Annotated in this window: 11 protein-coding genes; 8 read left to right on the top strand and 3 right to left on the bottom strand. The window is 60.2% G+C overall.

The window, feature by feature from the left end:
- Positions 1 to 385: 385 nt before the first annotated feature.
- From pgaA to G518_RS34815, 5 genes are all read left to right on the top strand, one after another.
- Positions 386 to 3,022 (top strand): poly-beta-1,6 N-acetyl-D-glucosamine export porin PgaA, encoded by a 2,637-nt coding sequence (gene pgaA, locus G518_RS0111715; protein WP_211231706.1) that lies wholly within the window; start codon positions 386 to 388, stop codon positions 3,020 to 3,022.
- On the top strand, positions 3,019 to 5,091 hold the full coding sequence (pgaB, locus tag G518_RS34825; protein WP_156909345.1) for a poly-beta-1,6-N-acetyl-D-glucosamine N-deacetylase PgaB: 2,073 nt from the start codon (positions 3,019 to 3,021) through the stop codon (positions 5,089 to 5,091). The genes pgaA and pgaB overlap by 4 nt, the downstream gene beginning before the upstream one ends.
- Positions 5,088 to 6,371: a poly-beta-1,6-N-acetyl-D-glucosamine synthase gene (pgaC, locus tag G518_RS0111705; protein ID WP_281170527.1), complete on the top strand. Its 1,284-nt coding sequence runs from the start codon at positions 5,088 to 5,090 to the stop codon at positions 6,369 to 6,371. Before pgaB ends, pgaC begins: the two co-directional genes overlap by 4 nt.
- Positions 6,355 to 6,939, top strand: a complete 585-nt coding sequence (pgaD, locus tag G518_RS34820; protein ID WP_051236467.1) for a poly-beta-1,6-N-acetyl-D-glucosamine biosynthesis protein PgaD — start codon at positions 6,355 to 6,357, stop codon at positions 6,937 to 6,939. Before pgaC ends, pgaD begins: the two co-directional genes overlap by 17 nt.
- Before the next feature lie 330 nt (positions 6,940 to 7,269).
- Positions 7,270 to 8,403 (top strand): serine hydrolase domain-containing protein, encoded by a 1,134-nt coding sequence (locus G518_RS34815; RefSeq protein WP_169457934.1) that lies wholly within the window; start codon positions 7,270 to 7,272, stop codon positions 8,401 to 8,403.
- Positions 8,404 to 8,436: 33 nt separating this feature from the next.
- On the opposite strand, the gene G518_RS0111690 is transcribed toward G518_RS34815, so the two are convergent.
- Positions 8,437 to 9,702, bottom strand: coding sequence for a phospholipase D-like domain-containing protein (locus G518_RS0111690; protein WP_028602702.1), 1,266 nt, complete (start codon positions 9,700 to 9,702; stop codon positions 8,437 to 8,439).
- Positions 9,703 to 9,928: 226 nt separating this feature from the next.
- On the opposite strand from G518_RS0111690, the gene G518_RS0111685 reads away from it, so the two are divergent.
- Positions 9,929 to 10,864, top strand: coding sequence for a class I SAM-dependent methyltransferase (locus tag G518_RS0111685; RefSeq protein ID WP_028602701.1), 936 nt, complete (start codon positions 9,929 to 9,931; stop codon positions 10,862 to 10,864).
- 653 nt (positions 10,865 to 11,517) lie between these two features.
- On the opposite strand, the gene G518_RS0111680 is transcribed toward G518_RS0111685, so the two are convergent.
- Together G518_RS0111680 and G518_RS38420 are read right to left on the bottom strand one after the other, a co-directional pair.
- Entirely contained in the window at positions 11,518 to 12,438 is a 921-nt protein-coding gene (locus G518_RS0111680) for an OmpA family protein (RefSeq protein WP_051236498.1), read from the bottom strand.
- A gap of 23 nt (positions 12,439 to 12,461) precedes the next feature.
- Positions 12,462 to 15,833 carry an ESPR-type extended signal peptide-containing protein gene (locus G518_RS38420; protein WP_028602699.1) on the bottom strand — a complete coding sequence of 1,124 codons (3,372 nt, stop codon included), beginning with the start codon at positions 15,831 to 15,833 and terminating at the stop codon, positions 12,462 to 12,464.
- 483 nt (positions 15,834 to 16,316) lie between these two features.
- Here G518_RS38420 and G518_RS0111670 point away from each other — a divergent pair, with 483 nt between their 5' ends.
- Together G518_RS0111670 and G518_RS0111665 are read left to right on the top strand one after the other, a co-directional pair.
- Complete coding sequence (locus tag G518_RS0111670) at positions 16,317 to 17,087, top strand: response regulator transcription factor (protein ID WP_028602698.1); 771 nt, start codon at positions 16,317 to 16,319, stop codon at positions 17,085 to 17,087.
- Between the two features lie 7 nt (positions 17,088 to 17,094).
- Entirely contained in the window at positions 17,095 to 18,414 is a 1,320-nt protein-coding gene (locus G518_RS0111665; protein ID WP_028602697.1) for a FecR family protein, read from the top strand.
- The last annotated feature ends 18 nt before the right edge of the window (positions 18,415 to 18,432 follow it).

Raw genomic sequence — 18,432 nt, 5'->3', positions numbered from 1 at the left:
CCGAGATACAGTGGTTACATGGTTGAGGAGTACTAAAGATACGAGTAGTATTTGCACCTCTTCATGATAATGCTTTGTATTTAAATATATATAAAAATATAAATAAAATTAGCTCATTTTTATGGTGAATTCTAACATCTAGTGACTTACATAGAAGATTGAATATCTGCTGTTCCGGCTGATGAAATTATCTTGAAAACCAAAAAATAATCACGCTAATCGTCTTTGGTTAAGAGTGTCAGCAAGGCTTTTGCCATTATTGTTAATGCGCGGTTCTCGGAAGATTGTTAATTGAAATAGTCGTTTAGTTATTGTTTTTGGTTGTTCGAGAGCTTTTTTATTACGGCTGACCATGGCCGGGGAAAGTTCGGGTACAGGGGTTTGAGTGTCTATCTATACACAAAGAAATAGAGGCACTGTCGTTGCGGGGTGTGAAGTTGCACTTGCCAAGGCAGTGCCGAGCTGTCTCGCCAGCGCCGTGCGGGGTTGTCTGCCGATCGTCTGCGTGCTCACCTTCGGTGCTGGCATTGCTTCGTTCGCAGACGCCGCCATCGCTGAAACGCCTTCCGGTTATGGCGAAGCGCTCGCCTATGACCTGCAATCGCACGACGCTTTGATCGCGGCCCGTCGCGACGGCCGAATGACCGCAGCGCGAGCTTTGCAGCAGCTGCGCCAATGGATGGCGGCACCGCTGGATAGCCCACAGCGCCGTCGGGTGGCATCTGACGCCATCGTGATCGCCGTGGCTGACGGCCGGTTCACTGATGCCGTGGAGTTGGGGCATCAGATGCCTGCTGCCGAGCTTAGCGACTACGCGTTGGAGCCGTTGGCGGTTGCCGCCCGGAGGATGGGCGATCTGGCTCAGCAAGGCGACACCATCAAAGTCTGGAAGGTGCGCCAGCCAGAGTCTCGTGTGCCACGCGTTCACGAAGCCTTCTGGCGACTTGCTGAAAATGACACCATGGGTGCGCAGGCCATCTACCGCGCACTGGCGCAGCCGGCACCCTCGGCGGTCTCCGACCGCGTCGCGCTGCTCGACCTGCAAGCGGCACTGGCGCGTGCCCTGGGCGAACCCTACCTAGCGTTAGCGGCCTACCAAAACATCATCAAGCTGCAACCCGAGCGCTATGACGCCGTACGTGAGGCTAGCTTTCTGCTGGCAGAGCAGGGCGGCGCTTCTGCCGCCTTCGACGATGCGCTGGCCTTTCAGCGCGCCCACCCGGGAGCACTCTCGGCATTGGCGTTGAGCACCCTCGAACACCAGGCCCTGGCGCAGCGGCTGCGCTGGGCCGTGAAGGCACGTGATCAACGGGTTGGTTCGGCGCGTGTGGTTGAGATTGACCGAGTTCTGGCTGATCAGATCTCTGCTCAGGAACGGCTCGACGCAGGAGCGGCGCAAACTACCCCGCAGGACGCTGACAACTGGCGCATCTTGCGTGCGCGCCTGCAGTCTGATCGCATGCTGGCGTTGCTGGAGCGTGGCCGTCCTGCCGACACCATCTCTCAGTACGAGACGCTGCTTGCCAGCGGCGCTGAACTACCTGCCTACGCGCTGGGCGTGGTGGCCCGTGCGATGGCGCAGGTGCGCCGGTCGGCTGACGCTGTTCCGCTCTTTGAGAAGGCCTTGGCTGATCTGCCGGTGTCAGACGATCTGACTTTCGGCCTGGTTTATGCGTATCTGGATACCGGTCGCTTTGACGACGCCGAAGCGCTGATGAGACGCATGGAGGATGACACTCCAGCCACGATGCGGCTCGCGCCGGAAGCCGGGCGTCCCAATGATCAGTACTCGTCCGTGGTTGGTATGGACTCACTGCTGCAGCTCTACGGTGACCGGCCGAAGATTGCACAACCACGCTTTGCGGCCTTGACGGGCGAGGCGCCGCTCAACGCTGGCTTCGTCTCCGGGGCCGCGCTCACCGAGCGGTTTCGAGAGCACCCCGAGGCCGCCGTTGCGCGCTTTGAGGCACTGGCAACCAATCACCCCGACAACCTGAGCGCCCGTATTGGTCATATAGAGGCTCTGCTCAATGCCGGCGAATTCCGTGAAGCCCGGCAGCGCGCCGAAGCGGTTGAAGCTGATGCGTCCGATACAAATCAGGTCCGCGAGATGACCCGCAAACGCCGTTCGCTGGTGGGCGCGCAACTTGAAATCGGCGCCGAAGGCTCGCGAGGCGGCACCGCGTTGGCGGGCCGTGAATGGCGCGCTGACAGCCGGCTCAGCTCCGGCTTGATTGACGACGCCTGGCGCGTGTTCTATGCCCAGACTCTGGGGCGCGGAGACACCTTTGAGGGCAGCGCCAGGTTGGCGCGCGCCGGGCTGGGCCTGAGCTGGCAACAAGGTCGCTGGCTGGCCGAGGGTGTTTTGCAGCATGCCAATGCCGGCCCATATCGAAACAGCGTGGCTGGCCGGGTGGCCTACCGCGCCAGTGACGCCTGGCGGCTGTCGGCGAGCTACGACGGTGACAGCAAGGACCTGCCATGGAAGGCACGCGCCGTGCCCACCGGCGCGCAGTCCATCGGTGCGCGCGACTTCGGCGCCAGTGTGACCTACCTGCGCGATGAGTCACGCCGCTTCGACCTGCAATGGCGCAGGCTTGATTTCAGCGACGGCAACCTGCGCAACAGCTTCGATATCGGCTGGCGTGAGCGCTGGATCAGCACCCCGAGCTTCCAATTCGAAACCCGCCTGGGCGCAGACACCAGCCGCAACCGACTGCAGGACGTGCGCTACTTCAGCCCCTCGCGCGACGCCAGCGTAACGCTTGCCGTGCGCGGGCAGTGGCTTACCTGGAAGCGAGATAACCAGCAGTTCATCCAGGTGGTCGAGATCGCCGGTGGCAGCTACCACCAGGCCGACTATGGAAGAGGCCCGCTTTGGAGTCTGCGTTACGAGCACATCTGGGCCCTGGGTCAGAAGCTCAGGCTGCGTTACGGCGTGAGCTTGGGTAGCCATCCATACGACGGCGTAAGCGAACGACAGCACGGCGTGTTCCTGAACCTTTCGATGCCATTGCAGTGAAAAGAGTCCACTCCTTCCTCTCCCAATGGCTGCGCGTCGTGCTGCTCGGCTTGCTTGTGACATCCGCATGGCCCGCCTTGGCGCAGCGACTGCCTCCTGCCGATCCCGACGACGGGACGAGCTTTCGCGTGCTCGCGTTTCACGACATACGCTCTAACGTGCGCGCCAGCTTCGAGGTCTCGCCCGACGACACCGCCCTTGATGAGCGCACGCTCACCGAGGTGTTCACCTGGTTGCAACACAGCGGCTACCACCCGGTCAGTCTGCAGCAGATCCTGGACTCGCGCTCCGGCGGCAAACCGCTGCCAGCGAAATCGGTCTTGCTCACCTTCGACGATGGCTATCGCAGCGACTACACCAAGGTGTTTCCGCTGCTCCAGCGTTTCAATTACCCGGCGCTCTTCGCGTTGGTGACGAGTTGGCTGGAGGTGCCCGAAGGCCAACTGGTGCACTGGGGCGACAAGCCCGTACCTCGCGAGAATTTCCTGCTGTGGAGCGAGGCCGCCGAGATGGCGCGTTCGCCGCTGGTCGAGTTCGCCACTCACACTGACGCGATGCACACCGGCATTCAGGGCAATCCGCAGGGTAACTTGCTGCCGGCTGCGGTAACGCACCGCTACGACCCCGAAACCGGCAGCTACGAGAGCGAAGCGGCCTATTTGCAACGCGTCGAGGCTGATCTGCGTCGTAGCCGCACCCTGATTGAACAACGCACTGGCGCGAAAGTGCGCGCCACCGTTTGGCCCTACGGAAGCTATAACGCTCCGGTGATCGATGCCTCGGCGCGCGCGGGCATGCCCATCACTTTGACGCTTGACCCTGGCCCCAACTCGCCAGATGTTCCGTTAACGCGCATCCGCCGCGGCTTGGCTACCTACGATGCTTCGGCGCCCGATTACGTGTACACGCTGCGCAGCCCGGCCGGCGGCGAAATCCGGCCGATCAATCGCGTGATGCACGTCGATCTTGATTACGTCTACGACCCTGACCCAGCCCGGCAGGAGCGAAACCTCTCCGCGCTGATAGAGCGCGTGGCCGCCGTGCGACCTCGCTCGGTGTTTCTGCAAGCCTACGCCGACCCGGATGGTGATGGTGTGGCCAGCGAGCTGTACTTCCCCAACCGCTACCTGCCGATGCGCGCCGACCTGTTTACCCGCGCTGCCTGGCAACTGCGCACCCGCGCTCGCGTGAAGGTCTACGCGTGGATGCCGGTGACTGCCTTCCGCTTGCCGGCGTCGAACCCGCTCGCGACGCACACCGTCCGCACGATGAAGGGTGATGCGCCCGCTGACCGTTACCACCGGCTCTCACCCTTCGACCCCGAGGTTCGTGAGCTGGTCGGAAACATCTACGAAGACCTTGGCCGCCAGGCCGCCTTCGACGGTCTGTTGTTTCACGACGACGCCATGCTCTCTGACGACGAAGATGCGAGCCCCGCTGCGCTCGAGGTGTATCGCCGCTGGGGCATGCCGGCAGACGTGGCCACACTGCGCGCAGATCCCGTATTGATGGAGCGTTGGAGCACCGCGAAGACCCGACACCTGATCGACTTTACTAAGGAGCTGGCGGCGCGCGTACGAATTTGGCGCCCAGGCCTGGAGACCGCGCGCAACCTTTACGCGCGACCAGTACTTGAACCTGCCGCAGAGCAATGGTTTGCGCAGAACTACGAAGCTTCGCTCGCAGCCTACGACTACGTTGGCCTGATGGCGATGCCGCGTATGGAGCAGGAGGCCCGAACCGCTGCCGAAAGCGACGCCTGGCTAGGCCGCCTCGCGCGCCGCGCCGCAGGCACGCCGCGTGGCCTGGATGGCACGGTGTTCGAACTGCAGGCACGCGACTGGCGTACCGGCCAGCCCGTATCTGACGACGAGCTGACCCGCCAGTGGACGCTCTTGCAGCGCGCTGGCGTGCGCCACCTTGGCTACTACCCCGACGATTTCCTGAACAACCAACCCTCGTTGGAGGTGGTTCGCCGAGCCATCTCGGTACGCGCCTTACTGCCGCGCGCCATGCCCCGTACCCCCAGCACTGCAATCGTGCCATCTGATACAGGAGCCGCCCCGTGAACGCGCTGGCCCTCTTGGTCAACTCGCTCCCGCCGGTGCTGTTCGGCTTCGTTTTCTACTACCCCTTCTTCATGGCGTGGGTGTGGATGGCGGGCGGTGTCTCGCATGCATGGTCATTCGAGAGCAAGCGTGATGTTGAAGTCGACCCACTGACGCTGCTGACCTCGTTTCCGCTGGTCACCGTGGTGGTGCCCTGCTTCAATGAGGAGCCGCACCTGCGCGAGGTGATTGAGCAGCTCATGCGCACGCGTTACCCCAACTACGAGGTGATTGCCGTCAACGACGGCAGCAGCGACGGTACCGGCCCGCTTCTCGACGCCATGACGCTGGAGTTCGACCGCTTGCGCGTGATTCACAATGCCAGCAACCAGGGCAAGGCTGTGGGCCTGAACACGGCCAGTCAGCTTGCCCTGGGTGAGTACATTCTGGGCATAGACGGCGATGCGCTGGTCGATGTCAACGCCATCGCCTGGCTGCTCACGCGCATGCTGGCCTCGGAAAACATCGGCGCGGTCACGGGCAATCCGCGCATACGCACCCGCACCACACTGCTGGGGCGCATGCAGGTGGGTGAGTTCTCGTCGATCATCGGTCTTATCAAACGCTCGCAGCAACTCATTGGCACCTTGTTCACCGTGTCGGGGGTGCTCGCCATGTTTCGTCGCCGCGCGGTGATCGACGTGGGTTTCTGGAGCACCGATGTGCTCACCGAAGACATTGATATGAGTTGGAAGCTCCAGCTCGCCGGCTGGCGGCTGCGCTTCGAACCGCGCGCGCTGTGCTGGATTCTCATGCCCGAGACTCTAAGGGGTTTGTGGAAGCAGCGGTTGCGCTGGGCCGAAGGCGGCATTCAAACCATGTTACGCATCACGCCGCGAATCTTCAATTTGCGCAGCTGGCGTCTGTGGCTCATCTATGCAGAGTACATGACGAGCGTGGTGTGGGCCTATGCGATGGCGTTGGTGCTGTTGATCAGCTTTATTCGTCCCTTTCTGCCCCAGGAGTCGAGTTGGCACTCGGCGTTGCTGCCCCAATGGCAGGGCACGCTATTGGCCATGACCTGCATCCTGCAGATCTTGGTGAGTCTGTGGATCGATCGTCGCTACGACCGCGACCTGTTGCGCTATTTCGCCGGAACGATTTGGTACCCGATTGCGTTCTGGACTATCACGATGGCCACTACGGTCGTCGCCCTTCCCAAGGCTCTGATGCGCGGTCGCGGTAAGCGCGCGGTGTGGACGAGCCCCGACAGAGGAGTTACTGATGTACCACGACAATGATTCCCGCAACGTCACGTCCATTCGCACCTCACCGCCACCCGCACGCCAACGCTCGTGGGGCCAGCCCGAGGGGGATGAACCCATCATCGATGCGGCACGCATCCCTCTGAGCGCCTTCGGTACCGGGCGTTCACCGCAGCGCGCGCTCGCGATGTTTTTGTGGCTGCGCCTGCTGCGTCCCGCCTTCACACTCGCCATCTGGTTCTGTGCGATCTGGTATGCCTGGCCTTACGTGCTGGGCGCTCGCTCACAGCCCGAGGTAAGACAACTGCTAGGGCTATATGCCATCGTGATTGTGGTGATACTTCTCTCCATGCTCGTGATGGGACCGCTGCGCCGCCTGCAGCACCAACGCGAGGCGCCGTCGAAACATGAGCATTCGTCGTTGTCTGCTTTAGCTTCCTACATTGCCGTGCCGCCTGCGCGGCTGTCCGCCTGGCAACGTACCCGGCAACTGCTCGCGCACCATGATCGCAACGGCCAACTACGCGACGCCATCGACAGCGCTCCGGCGCCACTCCAAGACGAGGGATTGGTGCAGGAGCGAAAACTCTATTCACGTCGCTGAGACTGGAGCCTTTTCATCGCTCACCGCGCAGGCTTTGAACTTGGCATTCAATGAGCGGCGCGATAGAGCAGGGACTTGGGGTGCAGCGCGAGGAGCAGCGGCATAAGCCGTCGTGGGTCTCAATTTTCCTGCTTGTTTCAAGCTATGGCACGCGAAGGTGACCTGAGCAGCCGTGGTTATGCTGAAGACCTGCCGCTGGGCATTGCCACTCAAGTGGCCGACAATGCGAACGCTCCAATCACTAAAAAAGGCACAAATGCAGATAGTGCTGGCGCGCTGCCTCAGAAACCTCAGAAACCTCAGAAGCCTCAGAAACAGAGGAGGGTGTTCATGAAGATGGTCCCCGGGCTTGGAGCACAGAAAGTCTTCGGTGTTGCATGGTTTTTGCCAACTTGGCTTCGCGCTTTTCTGTTGACGCTTTTGGTGGCAACGGCATCAGCCGCACTAGCGCAAAAGAGTTCCAGTGCTACAGCGGCTTCGCACGCCGAATGGCCGCAGCTCTCGCCGGGGAAGGCTGCAAAGGCGTTGCAACTGTTCGGCGGTTTGGCAACGCGAATAGAAAGCCAGTACACGGACGTTCGCAGTGTAGTGGTCGTTCAGGATGGTCAACTCACGTTTGAGTATTACCGAAGGGGCATCGCAGCCGATACGCTTCAAGATACACAATCGGTCACGAAAAGCGTTCTCGCGTTGCTGGTGGGGCAGGCGCTTAAGTCCGGCCAGATCAAACGAGTCGATCAATTGGTAGCAGAACTTGTGCCCGAATTGGCACGTGCTCACCCCGACCCTCGTGCAAGCCAGTTGCGCATTGCACACCTTCTGACCATGACGGCCGGTTGGCCTGGCGCGCAGTTCAGCCAGAGAGACTTGGACGACAACGTGGCGTGGATCACACGCCGACCTTTTGTGGCATCGCCAGGCAATCAGTTCAACTATGACAATGGCGCCGCCAACCTGTTGGCGATTGCGCTTTCTCGTGCAGTCGGCAAGCCCGTATCCGAGTTTGCGCGTGAACAGCTTTTTACGCCGCTCGGCATCAGGCATTTCTCATGGGCCAAGGGAGCCAATGGCTATGATCTCGGCGCCCTGGGCTTGCGCCTTGGCACCCGCGATATGGCTCGGTTGGGTGAGCTTGCATTGGGGCAGGGAAAGTGGGGATCGAACACACTGGTGCCCTCGGAATTCATGCGCGCCGCCACTTCAACCCGTAATTCCGGTGGTCCGCCATTGGGTACACCATACGGTTATCTCTGGTGGGTAGCCAACAGTGCCCCTGATCGCGGTGCGACGCACAAACCATTCGTGGCGAGTGGCCACGGCGGCCAGTGGATTTGGGTGTACCCGGAGTTGAACCTGGTGGTCGCCGCAACCTCGAACACCTCGCCGCAGAGCATGGCGCGGGGGCAGGCCATCACCCTCATTCGCACTCAAATCCTTCAAGCGTCCCGCGCTCTGGTGAAGTAGAGATGCAGACACCTTCAATCCCTGGAGACTCAACTACAACTGAGATTTGAGCGGTAGCACGAAGCGCTCGATCAGTTTTTCCTTCAGGGGGCGTGCCGCCCACCTGTTGTAAGTGTAGAGACGCCCGTGCTTGAGGTCTGCCTCGAACATACGCGTCATTTTTTCTGCGAAGGAAGTGTCGTAGACGTTCAGGCTGGCTTCGTCGTTGAGCCGGAACGACCGAACGTCGAAGTTGGTGGATCCCACAGACACCATCTCCTTATCCACGATCAGCACTTTGTTGTGCATCATGGTGGGTTCATATTCATATATTTCGATCCCGGCTTGCAACATGGGTCCCCATGACGCCTTTGATGCGAGGCGAACGGTGTCGGAGTCAATATGCTCACCCGGCACCAAAATCCGGATCTTCACGCCACGCTCACCTGCTTCGGAAAGCGCTTTGATGATGAGTTCGTCCGGGACGAAATACGATGCTTGGAGGTCTATGCTTCTGGCCGCAGCAGCAATGCTCAGCAGGTACATGAGATGCATGCTCTCGCTGCCACCAGCTGGTGAACTGATGAAAAGGTGGGCGTCTGCGTCCCCTGCCGGTGCAAGGCGCGGGAAGAACTCTTCGCCATGGAGCACTTCGCCGGTGGTCTTGATCCAGTTGTCGTTGAACGCCGCTTGAAATTGAGCTGCCGCAGGTCCGTCGAGCCGAAAGTGCACATCGCGCCAGTGATCTGGATCCTGGGCACTCCCCTCCCATTGATCAGCGATGCCAACCCCACCTGTAAAGGCAATCCTGCCGTCTACCACCAACAGCTTGCGGTGCGTGCGATTGTTCATGCGGCCCAGGTTGTACCACTTGAGCGGGCGGTAGCGGTGCACCACGACACCAGCTTTTTGCATGCCCTCGATGAGTTCGTTTTCCATCTTCAAGCTACCTACCCAGTCCAACAGCACCCGAACTTTCACGCCAGCGCGGGCTTTCTCTGAAAGTGCCGCGGTCATCTTCTTTCCGATATCACCAGACCAGTAGATGTACGTCTCGAACGTGATGGTTTTCTGAGCCTCTCCTATGGCTTCCAGCATGGCGGGAAAAATCTCCTCGCCGTTCTGAAGATCTCTCACACGGTTGCCTGGAAGAATGGCTGGGCCGAGCATGACACCCAACTCTCGTCTGAACTGAGGGTCGCTCAATGCGTAGCGGTGTTCAATCTTGCGCTCGAGCTTTTTTTCGGGCGTGGCGAAGTTCATGGCCAACGCGACCGCAAGCACTGTAAGGAGCGCAGTGATGACGATGAGCTTCAGCATTTTTCTAATTTTTTCTAAAGTTCGCGTTAAGTTCCGATGGAGCCTGCGGCAGTCTAGCCTTGGGCTGGAAATAATTCCGTAGGACGGCATCGCCTGATGAATGGGGAAATGGGGCATCGCCGTGGTGAGGGCTCTGTGAACAATGCTGTTCGCTCTCACGGAGCGCCGAGCGTCAGAATTTGCGTCGCAGCCTTTGCACTAATCCGAATCCGTCAGAATCCGGGCTATGCAAGCTTTGTTGGACGCCATCGAAACCATGACCCCCGGCGGGGATGCTCGCCGGATTTTTCACGGACGCGGGGGGCGCTACCCCGGTTGTGAACACTGGGTACTGGATGCCTTTCCGCCCGTCTGGGTTTTAACCAGCTTTCGGAGCATCAATGAAGACGATCTGGCCACCATTGGCGCGGCGCTACAGGCCCGTTGGGAACGCATCGCTTCGCAAGCAGAACCGTTGAACTGGGTTTACCAGTGCCGCGCCACCGGCGCAGTCGAAACGCGGCTGATGAGCGGTGCCGTTCCCGAACCTCACGAAGTCACTGAAGGAGGCCTTGGGTACCTGGTGCACGTACTGAAAGGTCAAAACCATGGCCTGTTTCTCGACATGGCCGAAGGACGGCGTTGGGTACATGAGTACATCACGCAGTCACTATCCACTCAAGGCACCAGACCCAAGGTGCTCAATCTCTTCGCCTATACCTGCGCGTTCTCGTTGGTCGCCTTGCATGCCGGGGCCGAACAGGTCGTGAACATGGATATGAGCAAAGGTGCGCTGGAGATCGGTCGGCAAAACCACCGGCGCAACGATCTGGCGGCAGGGGCGAGTTTTTTTGCGCATGACATTTTTAGCTCATGGGGCAAGTTGACTCGAAACGGCCCATATGACCTCGTTATCGTCGACCCCCCAAGCTACCAGAAAGGCAGCTTTATCGCCACGAAGGACTACGCACGTCTGATGCGCCGCCTGCCCAGTTTGCTGGCACCAGGTGGCCATGTGCTGCTGTGTCTGAATGCACCTGAATTGGGGCTAGAGTTTCTTTTGGGCAGTATGCGCGAGCATGCGCCTGACCTGACCTATGTAGCACGTGTTGCCAACCCTCTAGTGTTCAGCGATACAGACGAAGATCGATCTCTGAAAGTTCTGGTGTATCGCCAAGACTAGGCGGGATGTGCGTTCAAGTGGGTGAATCAGGTTCATCCACTTGCAAATTACATTAATTCGAAGAGTCCGTTAGAAAACCACTGGTAGCCGGGGGCGGCGGTGATGTTCATGGCGTCTCCCTAAACTTGAACTGCTCAAATTTCAGCCAAGCTGCGGCGCACGGATCCGTAGTAGTGATGTGATTCAGGCGGAGCTATTTTCTAGCCACTCAAATATCGCTCAGGATTGCCTAAAAAAAACAGCGTGCGGGAGATACGTTTTCACGCATCCCTCACGCGCTGCCATGACTGTAGTTCCTCTCCATGAGGTGGGCCCGTTCGGCATGGTTGGTCTAGGGCGTGTTCACACTAAATTCACCCCCGCGTGAGGTTCTGGCGAGCCGCAATCAAGGCGCAAACCGCAGCCGGGTTGGGCACCCGGGGAGGATTTGCAACGCCGAGTGCGGCTCGCCAGAGCCTCACCCTTCGGGCCGGGGTTTGCCGGGCCGCATTGCCGCGTTGCGCCTCTTGCCAAGGATCGCACCTTGGCGGCACGGCGCGCCTTGCACTACAGCGCGGCCGGCTTCGGTACGGCAAACCCCGGCGCGGGGGTGAATTTAGTGTGACCACGCCCTATTACCTTCACCGTGCCATCACGCGCGCCCATCTGTCTGCTTATTGTTCTCCGGCGATTTCCAATTCCACTCGGCGATTCGGCTGCAGGCACTGCACCAAAGCCGTGGTCTTCTCTGAGCCTGCGCACTCTGATACTGGCTGGCGCTTGCCCATGCCTGTGGTGCGGATCACTTTGCGGTCAATGCCGTTTTGCACCAGTAGCTCTCGCACAGTGTTGGCACGTGCTTGTGACAGCACTTCGTTGTAGGCGTCCGAACCCAGCCGATCCGTGTGGCCGGTGACCAGCACGTAGTGCACCGACTTGAAATTGCCGCGTATGTCCTGCGCCAACCGTACCAGCTTGTTGCGTCCTTCGGGCAGCAGATCATCCATGGACGAACCATTGAACTTGAACAGGCCGTCTGCTCCCAGCGTGACCTTCTGTGCAGGGCGAGCCACGGGTGGAGGCGGTGGCACCACGGCTACAGGGCGTACCTGCGGTGGGTTCAACAGAAGCTCGCAGTCTGGTCCCTTCCAGTACATCCCTTCCGTGAGCATATCTCCATTGAAACGCACCATGTATTGGCAGGTCACAAACTCCGCACCTTTACCCGTGCGGAAATGAAAGATGTAGTTCCAGGTGCTGACGCCCCACAGACCTTCACTGAAGTGTGGCCAGCCTAGCAGTTGGCGCACCTGATCTTTGCCCATGCCGGTACGCATCTGGCGCAGGTTGTCCAGGTTAGCGAAGTCACCTTGCTTCCAGACTGCCTTGTCCAGAGCCGGGAAATCTTCAGGCTTGGGCGCTACGGGCTGTGCCTTGGCTGCTTTGGCATGGGCTTCGGGTGTGATGGTGTAGCTGGGGTTGGCGCAGCCCTGCACAAGCAGAGCCAGGGCGCACGCGGCTACTGCCGTCATGCTGCGGCAAGCCAGGCCAAATCCTGGGGTTTCACGCATTGGGTTTGCAAATTGTGTGTTCATCATTTTGGTCCTCAGTCCTGCCATCAGTTCAATATCCACTCGACACCCACCGTGGCTGCAGCGCCGCCTCGGCCCAAACCGACACCGCCGGTCACGCTCCAGGCGTTGTTTTCCGCCGTACGACGGAAGCTGACACCCACCGCAGGTTGGCCCTTGTAGACCGCTGTGCCCATACGCATTACTGTCTTGCCCGGCACATAGCTCGCAGGCATCTGCACCGCCATTGACGCAGCCACACCGGCATAGGCGTTCTTGGCCACATCGTCGATACGCTGGTTCAGCGTGTTCACGGCACCGTTGAGCTGGTTGACGTTGACCGCATCCGTGCCTCTCGTGCCCGGCGCAACATTGGTCACCTGCCGCTCGGCTCCCAAGGAGCCTACGGACACCACGTTCTCACGTCCGCCGTCATTGGAGTTGTTGCCCAAGGCCACGGAGTTGGTGCCCGTGCTCGTGGCACCCGAGCCCACAGCCGTGGAGTCCTTGCCGGTCGCTACAGGTGCCACATAGGTGGTTGGGTTACCGGTGACCCACTTGTTGCTGGCGGTGTTCAACTGGTTCACGTTTACCGCGTCGTTGCCATTGACACCGGGGGCCACATTGGTGATGGTGGTGGGCCCTGTACCACCGGGGTTCAGGGTCACGCTGTTGTAGTTAATGGTGCCGTCTTCGTTGATGGTGTAGGTCACTGGTCCCTTCACACCCGGCCCTGTAGCGCCTGTGGGACCTGCAGGCCCAGGGGTACCACCGGAACCGCCTGTTGCACCTGTAGCGCCAGTGGCACCGGTTGCTCCCGTGGCTCCTGTTGTACCGCCACCTGCACCTCCGCTGCCAGAGCCTGTGACGCCGGTTGCACCCGTGGCTCCCGTGAGGCCCGTAGCACCTGTCGCTCCGGTTGCGCCTGTAGCACCTGCTGGGCCTGTGGCTCCGCCGCCGGAACCTGTCGCGCCAGTGGCACCGGTTGCCCCGGTGGCGCCAGTTGCGCCTGCGGGCCCAGTAGCTCCACCGCCTGGGCCTGTAGCACCTGTCGCACCTGTGGCTCCGGCAATGCCCGTCGCTCCCGTCGCTCCTGTTGCACCCGCAGCGCCGTCAGCCCCGGTCGCGCCTGTCGCACCCGCTGGGCCAGGGGCTCCGCCGCCAGGACCCGTGGCTCCTGTAGCACCGGTTGCGCCGGTTGCACCCTTGTTCTGATCAATTTGCTTTTGCAGTTCACTGGTCACCGCGTACAGCTGGCTGCCATTGATCGCGTCGGTGCTGTTGGCACTGATCTCACCTGGCGCCACATTCACAATCTGGCGTTCTGCCCCATGAGAACCCACACTGACCACGCCAACTGCCGTGCCGGCGAAACCGCTGTAGTTCAGAGTAATGCCTCCGCCCACCACGGTGGCGGTATTCACTTGTACAAAGCCCTTGTCTACGCTGCCTGAGCCCAGTGCGACGTTGTTGGTGATCGTGGCTGTGGCGTCTTTGCCGATGGCGACGGCGTTGTCTGCACTGGCATTTGCTGTGTTGCCAATGCTGATGGTGTCATTGGCGGAGATGCTTTGACCGGCGTTGGTACCGCTGGCGATGTTGTTGCTGCCCGAAACATTATCTCCAGCGTTAGTTCCTATCGCAGAGTTGCTATCGCCCGTGACGTTGGTCGACGCGCTGTAGCCCATGGCAACGTTGGAGGATCCACTTACAGAATTCCCCGCTTGCTGGCCCACTGCACTGTTGGAGTTGCCGTTCACACTGCGACCAGAGTCGGAGCCTTGCGTGTTATTGGAGTTGCCGGAAACAGCTCTGCCAGCACCTGTACCAATCGCTGAGTTGCTTTCGCCGGTAACGCTTTGCCCGGTCAAATACCCCTGAGCGATGTTGTAGTTGCCCGAAACAACCTGTCCCGCACTCGCACCGGTGGCGATGTTGTTTCCCCCAGAAACGGTTTGACCCGCATTCGTACCGCTGGCGATGTTGTTGACACCTGTGACACTTGAGCCGGCGCTTACACCACTGGCGATGTTGTAGTTACCGCTGACGTTGTTCCCTGCAGCTGAGCCAGACGCTTGGTTGGATTGACCCGTCACGTTTTGGCCAGCATTGGTCCCCAGGGCAGTGTTGAAGACGCCTGAAACGGTTCGTCCAGAGTTCGCACCAATTCCGATGTTGTTGGAGCCCGTCACATTCTGGCCAGCGTTGGAACTGATGGCTGTATTACTTTCTCCAGAAACCCTTTGACCAGCATTGGACCCATTCGCGACGTTCTGGTGGCCAGTAACGTTTTGACCAGCTGAAGGTCCCGTTGCCTGATTCCCGTCACCGCTGATAGCCTGCCCGGCGCTCGACCCAGCCGCGATATTGTTGTTGCCCGTAACACTACGTCCGGCAAGCATGCCTGTTGCAGTGTTATTGCTCCCAGAAACATATTGACCCGCACCATAGCCGGTAGAGACGTTCTGGTTACCTGTGACATACGCGCCCGCTGATTGTCCCGAGGCGAGGTTGCGGTCACCCGAGACACTTACACCTGCAGCAGTGCCTAATGCGGCGTTGGCGTTCCCAGTTACTTCGCGGCCAGCACCAGCGCCGAGTGCGCTATTGTTTTCACCACTGATCATGCGGCCGGAATCGCTGCCCACCGCGGTGTTGAATCCTCCCGTGACTGAGAACCCCGTCTCGTTTCCGATGGCGACGTTCTCGGCGCCTGTCACATAGTTGCCGGTGCCATAGGTGCCCATCGAAATGTTGGCAGTGCCGCTCACGCTGCGGCCAGCTCCGGTACCGGTAGCGATGTTAAGGTTACCCGTGACGCTCTGGCCGGCGCTTGACCCGTTAGCCAAATTGTTATCGCCCGTGACGACCTGTCCAGCGCTATGCCCAACCGCTAGATTGCTAGTGCCAGACACTCGCTGCCCCGCATGCTGCCCTACGCCAGTATTGTTATTGCCCGAAACGTTAAACCCAGAGCCCGTGCCAAGGTGCGTGTTGGTGTTGCCCGACACCTGCGAACCCGCGTTTTGACCTAATCCGACGTTCTGGCTACCCGTGACGTTCAAGCCGGCTGCCGTGCCCGTTGCTGAGTTGTGGGAACCAGAAACGGAGACACCTGCGTCATGACCCGTTGCTGTGTTGTCGTTACCCACAACATTGGACCCCGCATTTGTGCCGGTGGCTACGTTGTTGCCGCCAGCAACACCGGTAGCCGCACCCGTTCCTGCGAAAGTATTGCCGTTGGCATCCACGGTGTGCGCCAACGCGCCGTTACCAATGGCCATCATCGTGCTGACGGCCATTGCCACGGCTGCCAGCTTGATCGATCCCGAGCGTTTGCCGCGCCCGGGTGAGATTTCAGATGCGGCGACCCACGCTCCCAGGCGTTCGTTGTAGATGGATCTGTATGTCTTGTTCATGCAAACTCCTGTTGATGCGTTGGCCACGTGCACGTAGGTAGGCCGGTGTTTCTCTGTGTGGTGAGGTGTGTGGGCGGCCCTTTGGCGCCCTGCGGTGTGCTGCGCGCTACCGGCCAGGCGTGGGGGGCCATCCCCGACAGGCGCAAATGTGCCGTGCATGCCGAATCATTGCGAGGATTTGCGACAATTTGTCAGAATTGGGCGGTGCGAACATGGCCGGATGGGCAATAGTTGGCAGTGATTTGGCACGCTGCGCCACATCTGCCAGATTGAGGAAAGTCACAGGGAAAGAGGAGGCGCTTCAATGCGAGAATTTTTCAGATTTCAGTGCGGCTGGTGGCCGGAAAATAGAGCCCTCTTTGCTGTTACAAAATAAGCCCGCGCTTTTCGCTCAAATGTGCTTGTTTTGCCCCTCGGCTTCATTGGCCTTTTTACTTGGTGCACGCGAGGTGTGTACCAAATTTGGAAAGATTTTTTGCCTCCATGCGTATTGCCATCCTTGAAGACGATCCGGTGCAGCAAACCCATTTGGTGCACATTCTTGAAACTCAGTTGGCGCTACACGACGATGTGGTGAGCTGCGCTGTGTTTTCGCAAGGTGAGGCCTTGCGAAGGGCGCTGCGCTATGAGACTTTTGATGCTCTGGTGCTGGATTGGAACGTGCCTGATCTGGATGGCATTGATCTGCTGCAGTGGCTGCGCTCGTTCCAGGGTGATGAAGTACCGGTGCTGATGCTGAGCTCACGGAGCTCGGAGCGTGATGTGTCAGTGGCCTTGGGTGTAGGGGCGGATGACTACATCATCAAGCCGTTTCGCCCGCTGGAGCTGTGCGCCAGGTTGCAGCGGCTGCTGCGCCGCCGCGCAGGGGTGCAGGTGTCAGAGTCGCTGGTGTTCGGGGCTTGGCGTTTTGACCGGGCGACTTTGTCGGTGGTGTTCACAAACCCTGCACCTCAAAAACCGAATGTGCACCAACTGACGGACCGTGAGTTTCGCCTGGCGCTGGCCCTGTTTCGATACATGGGCCAGTTGGTGTCGCGTGCGCATCTGCTGGAAAGCTCTGGCTACAGCAGCGAGGAGCTGCTTTCCCGCACTTTGGACAGCCATATTTACCGCTTGCGCAACAAGCTGAATCTCACGATGACGCGAGGCCTGCGTTTGCAGACGGTGTACGGCAAGGGCTATAGGCTGGAGGCCATGGTGCCAGAGCAGGCGGAGGGCACTGCTGCTGAGGCGCAGCCCACCAACGGGGTATAAATCTGCCATGCATGTGTCTTTGACTTCCCGTTTTTTTAGTCCCTGGGTCAGACCTGCCTGGTGGGCAGGGCTGTTGGTGGGATTTTTGCCTCTGCTGGTGGTGGCACAGTCGCATGTGGTGCGGCCTGGAGACACTTTGTGGGGGGTGGCGCGCAGCCATTTGCAAGAGCCGTTGCGATGGGTGGAGCTGCAGCAACGCAATGGTCTGGCGAACCCGCATATGCTGCGGCCGGGCACGGTGCTCGATCTTGGTGGTGCACCGGTACAGGGCACCCTGGTGGCTGAGGTACAGGGCCAGGCCTGGCTGCGGCGCGCAGGTCAACCTCCGCAGGAGCAACGCGTGCTGGAGGTAGGTGTGGCGGTGGCACCAGGCGATGTGCTGCTCACGGAGGCGAAGGCGTTTGTGCGTTTGCGCATGGCAGATGGCAGCCATGTAGTGCTGCCTTCTAGTAGTGCATTGCAACTGGAAGATGTGGCAGGCCCTGTGATGCGGTTGCGGCTTTTGCAGGGGCGGGTGGAGTCTCATGTCGAGAAGCAGGGCGGCAAGCGGGGGTTTGAGGTGCGCACGCGCTCTGTGGGCTTGGGCGTGCGGGGCACGTATTTCCGGGTGCGCGACGAAGACGGTGTGGTGGGCAGCGAAGTGCTGGAAGGTGCGGTGCTGGCAAGTGCACCGGCACAACCCGGCGCGGCAGCACGCTCACAGGCCTTGGTGGCTGGGCAGGGCGCCACGCTGGCGGGACCGCAAGCATTTGTGCCTCAGGCGTTGCTGCCGGCTCCGGTATTGGAGTCAGGAGTCACCACGGCTGCCGGTGTGCCATCTCGGCGTTTGCACGTGAGCCCGGTGGCTGGTGCGGTGGCTTACCGTTTGCAACTAGCCCGGGACGAGCGGTTTTTTTCGCTGGTGCATGAGCAGCGCAGCGAGTCGCCGGTTTTTGTGTTGCCAGACGAGCTTGTCAGCGATTTTTACCAAGTGCGATTCACGGCCATAGATGGGTTGGGGCTGGAGGGAATACCTGGCGACAGCCTGGTCGGGGTGCCTCCCGCGGCAGGGGCAGTGGCTTCAGGCAAGGTGTCTGTAGTGCCTCTGGCGGATGGCCGCTTCGAGATCAGATGGCCTGGAGTGGCTGGCCAGATTTATCGCTTTTCTTTGTCGCGCAACGCTGACATGGTGCCGGTGCTGGCAGAAGATGCTGCAGTGGCCACGCCAGGGATGGTCGTGGGGCCATTTTCGTTGCCTGGTCGCTACTTTTGGCGGGTGGAGGCGGCGCACGACGCGGCGGCTCAGGCTCTGAGTGGTAGCTTTGAGGTGCCTGCGGCGGCGCGCTAGTCGCCGCTCTGGGAACGC

Origin of the sequence: Ottowia thiooxydans DSM 14619 (assembly GCF_000422885.1) — a bacterium.
Classification (GTDB): Bacteria; Pseudomonadota; Gammaproteobacteria; order Burkholderiales; family Burkholderiaceae_C; genus Ottowia; species Ottowia thiooxydans.
The sequence above is the reverse complement of the archived record's forward strand: the minus strand, read 5'-3'. Positions and strand labels throughout refer to the sequence as shown.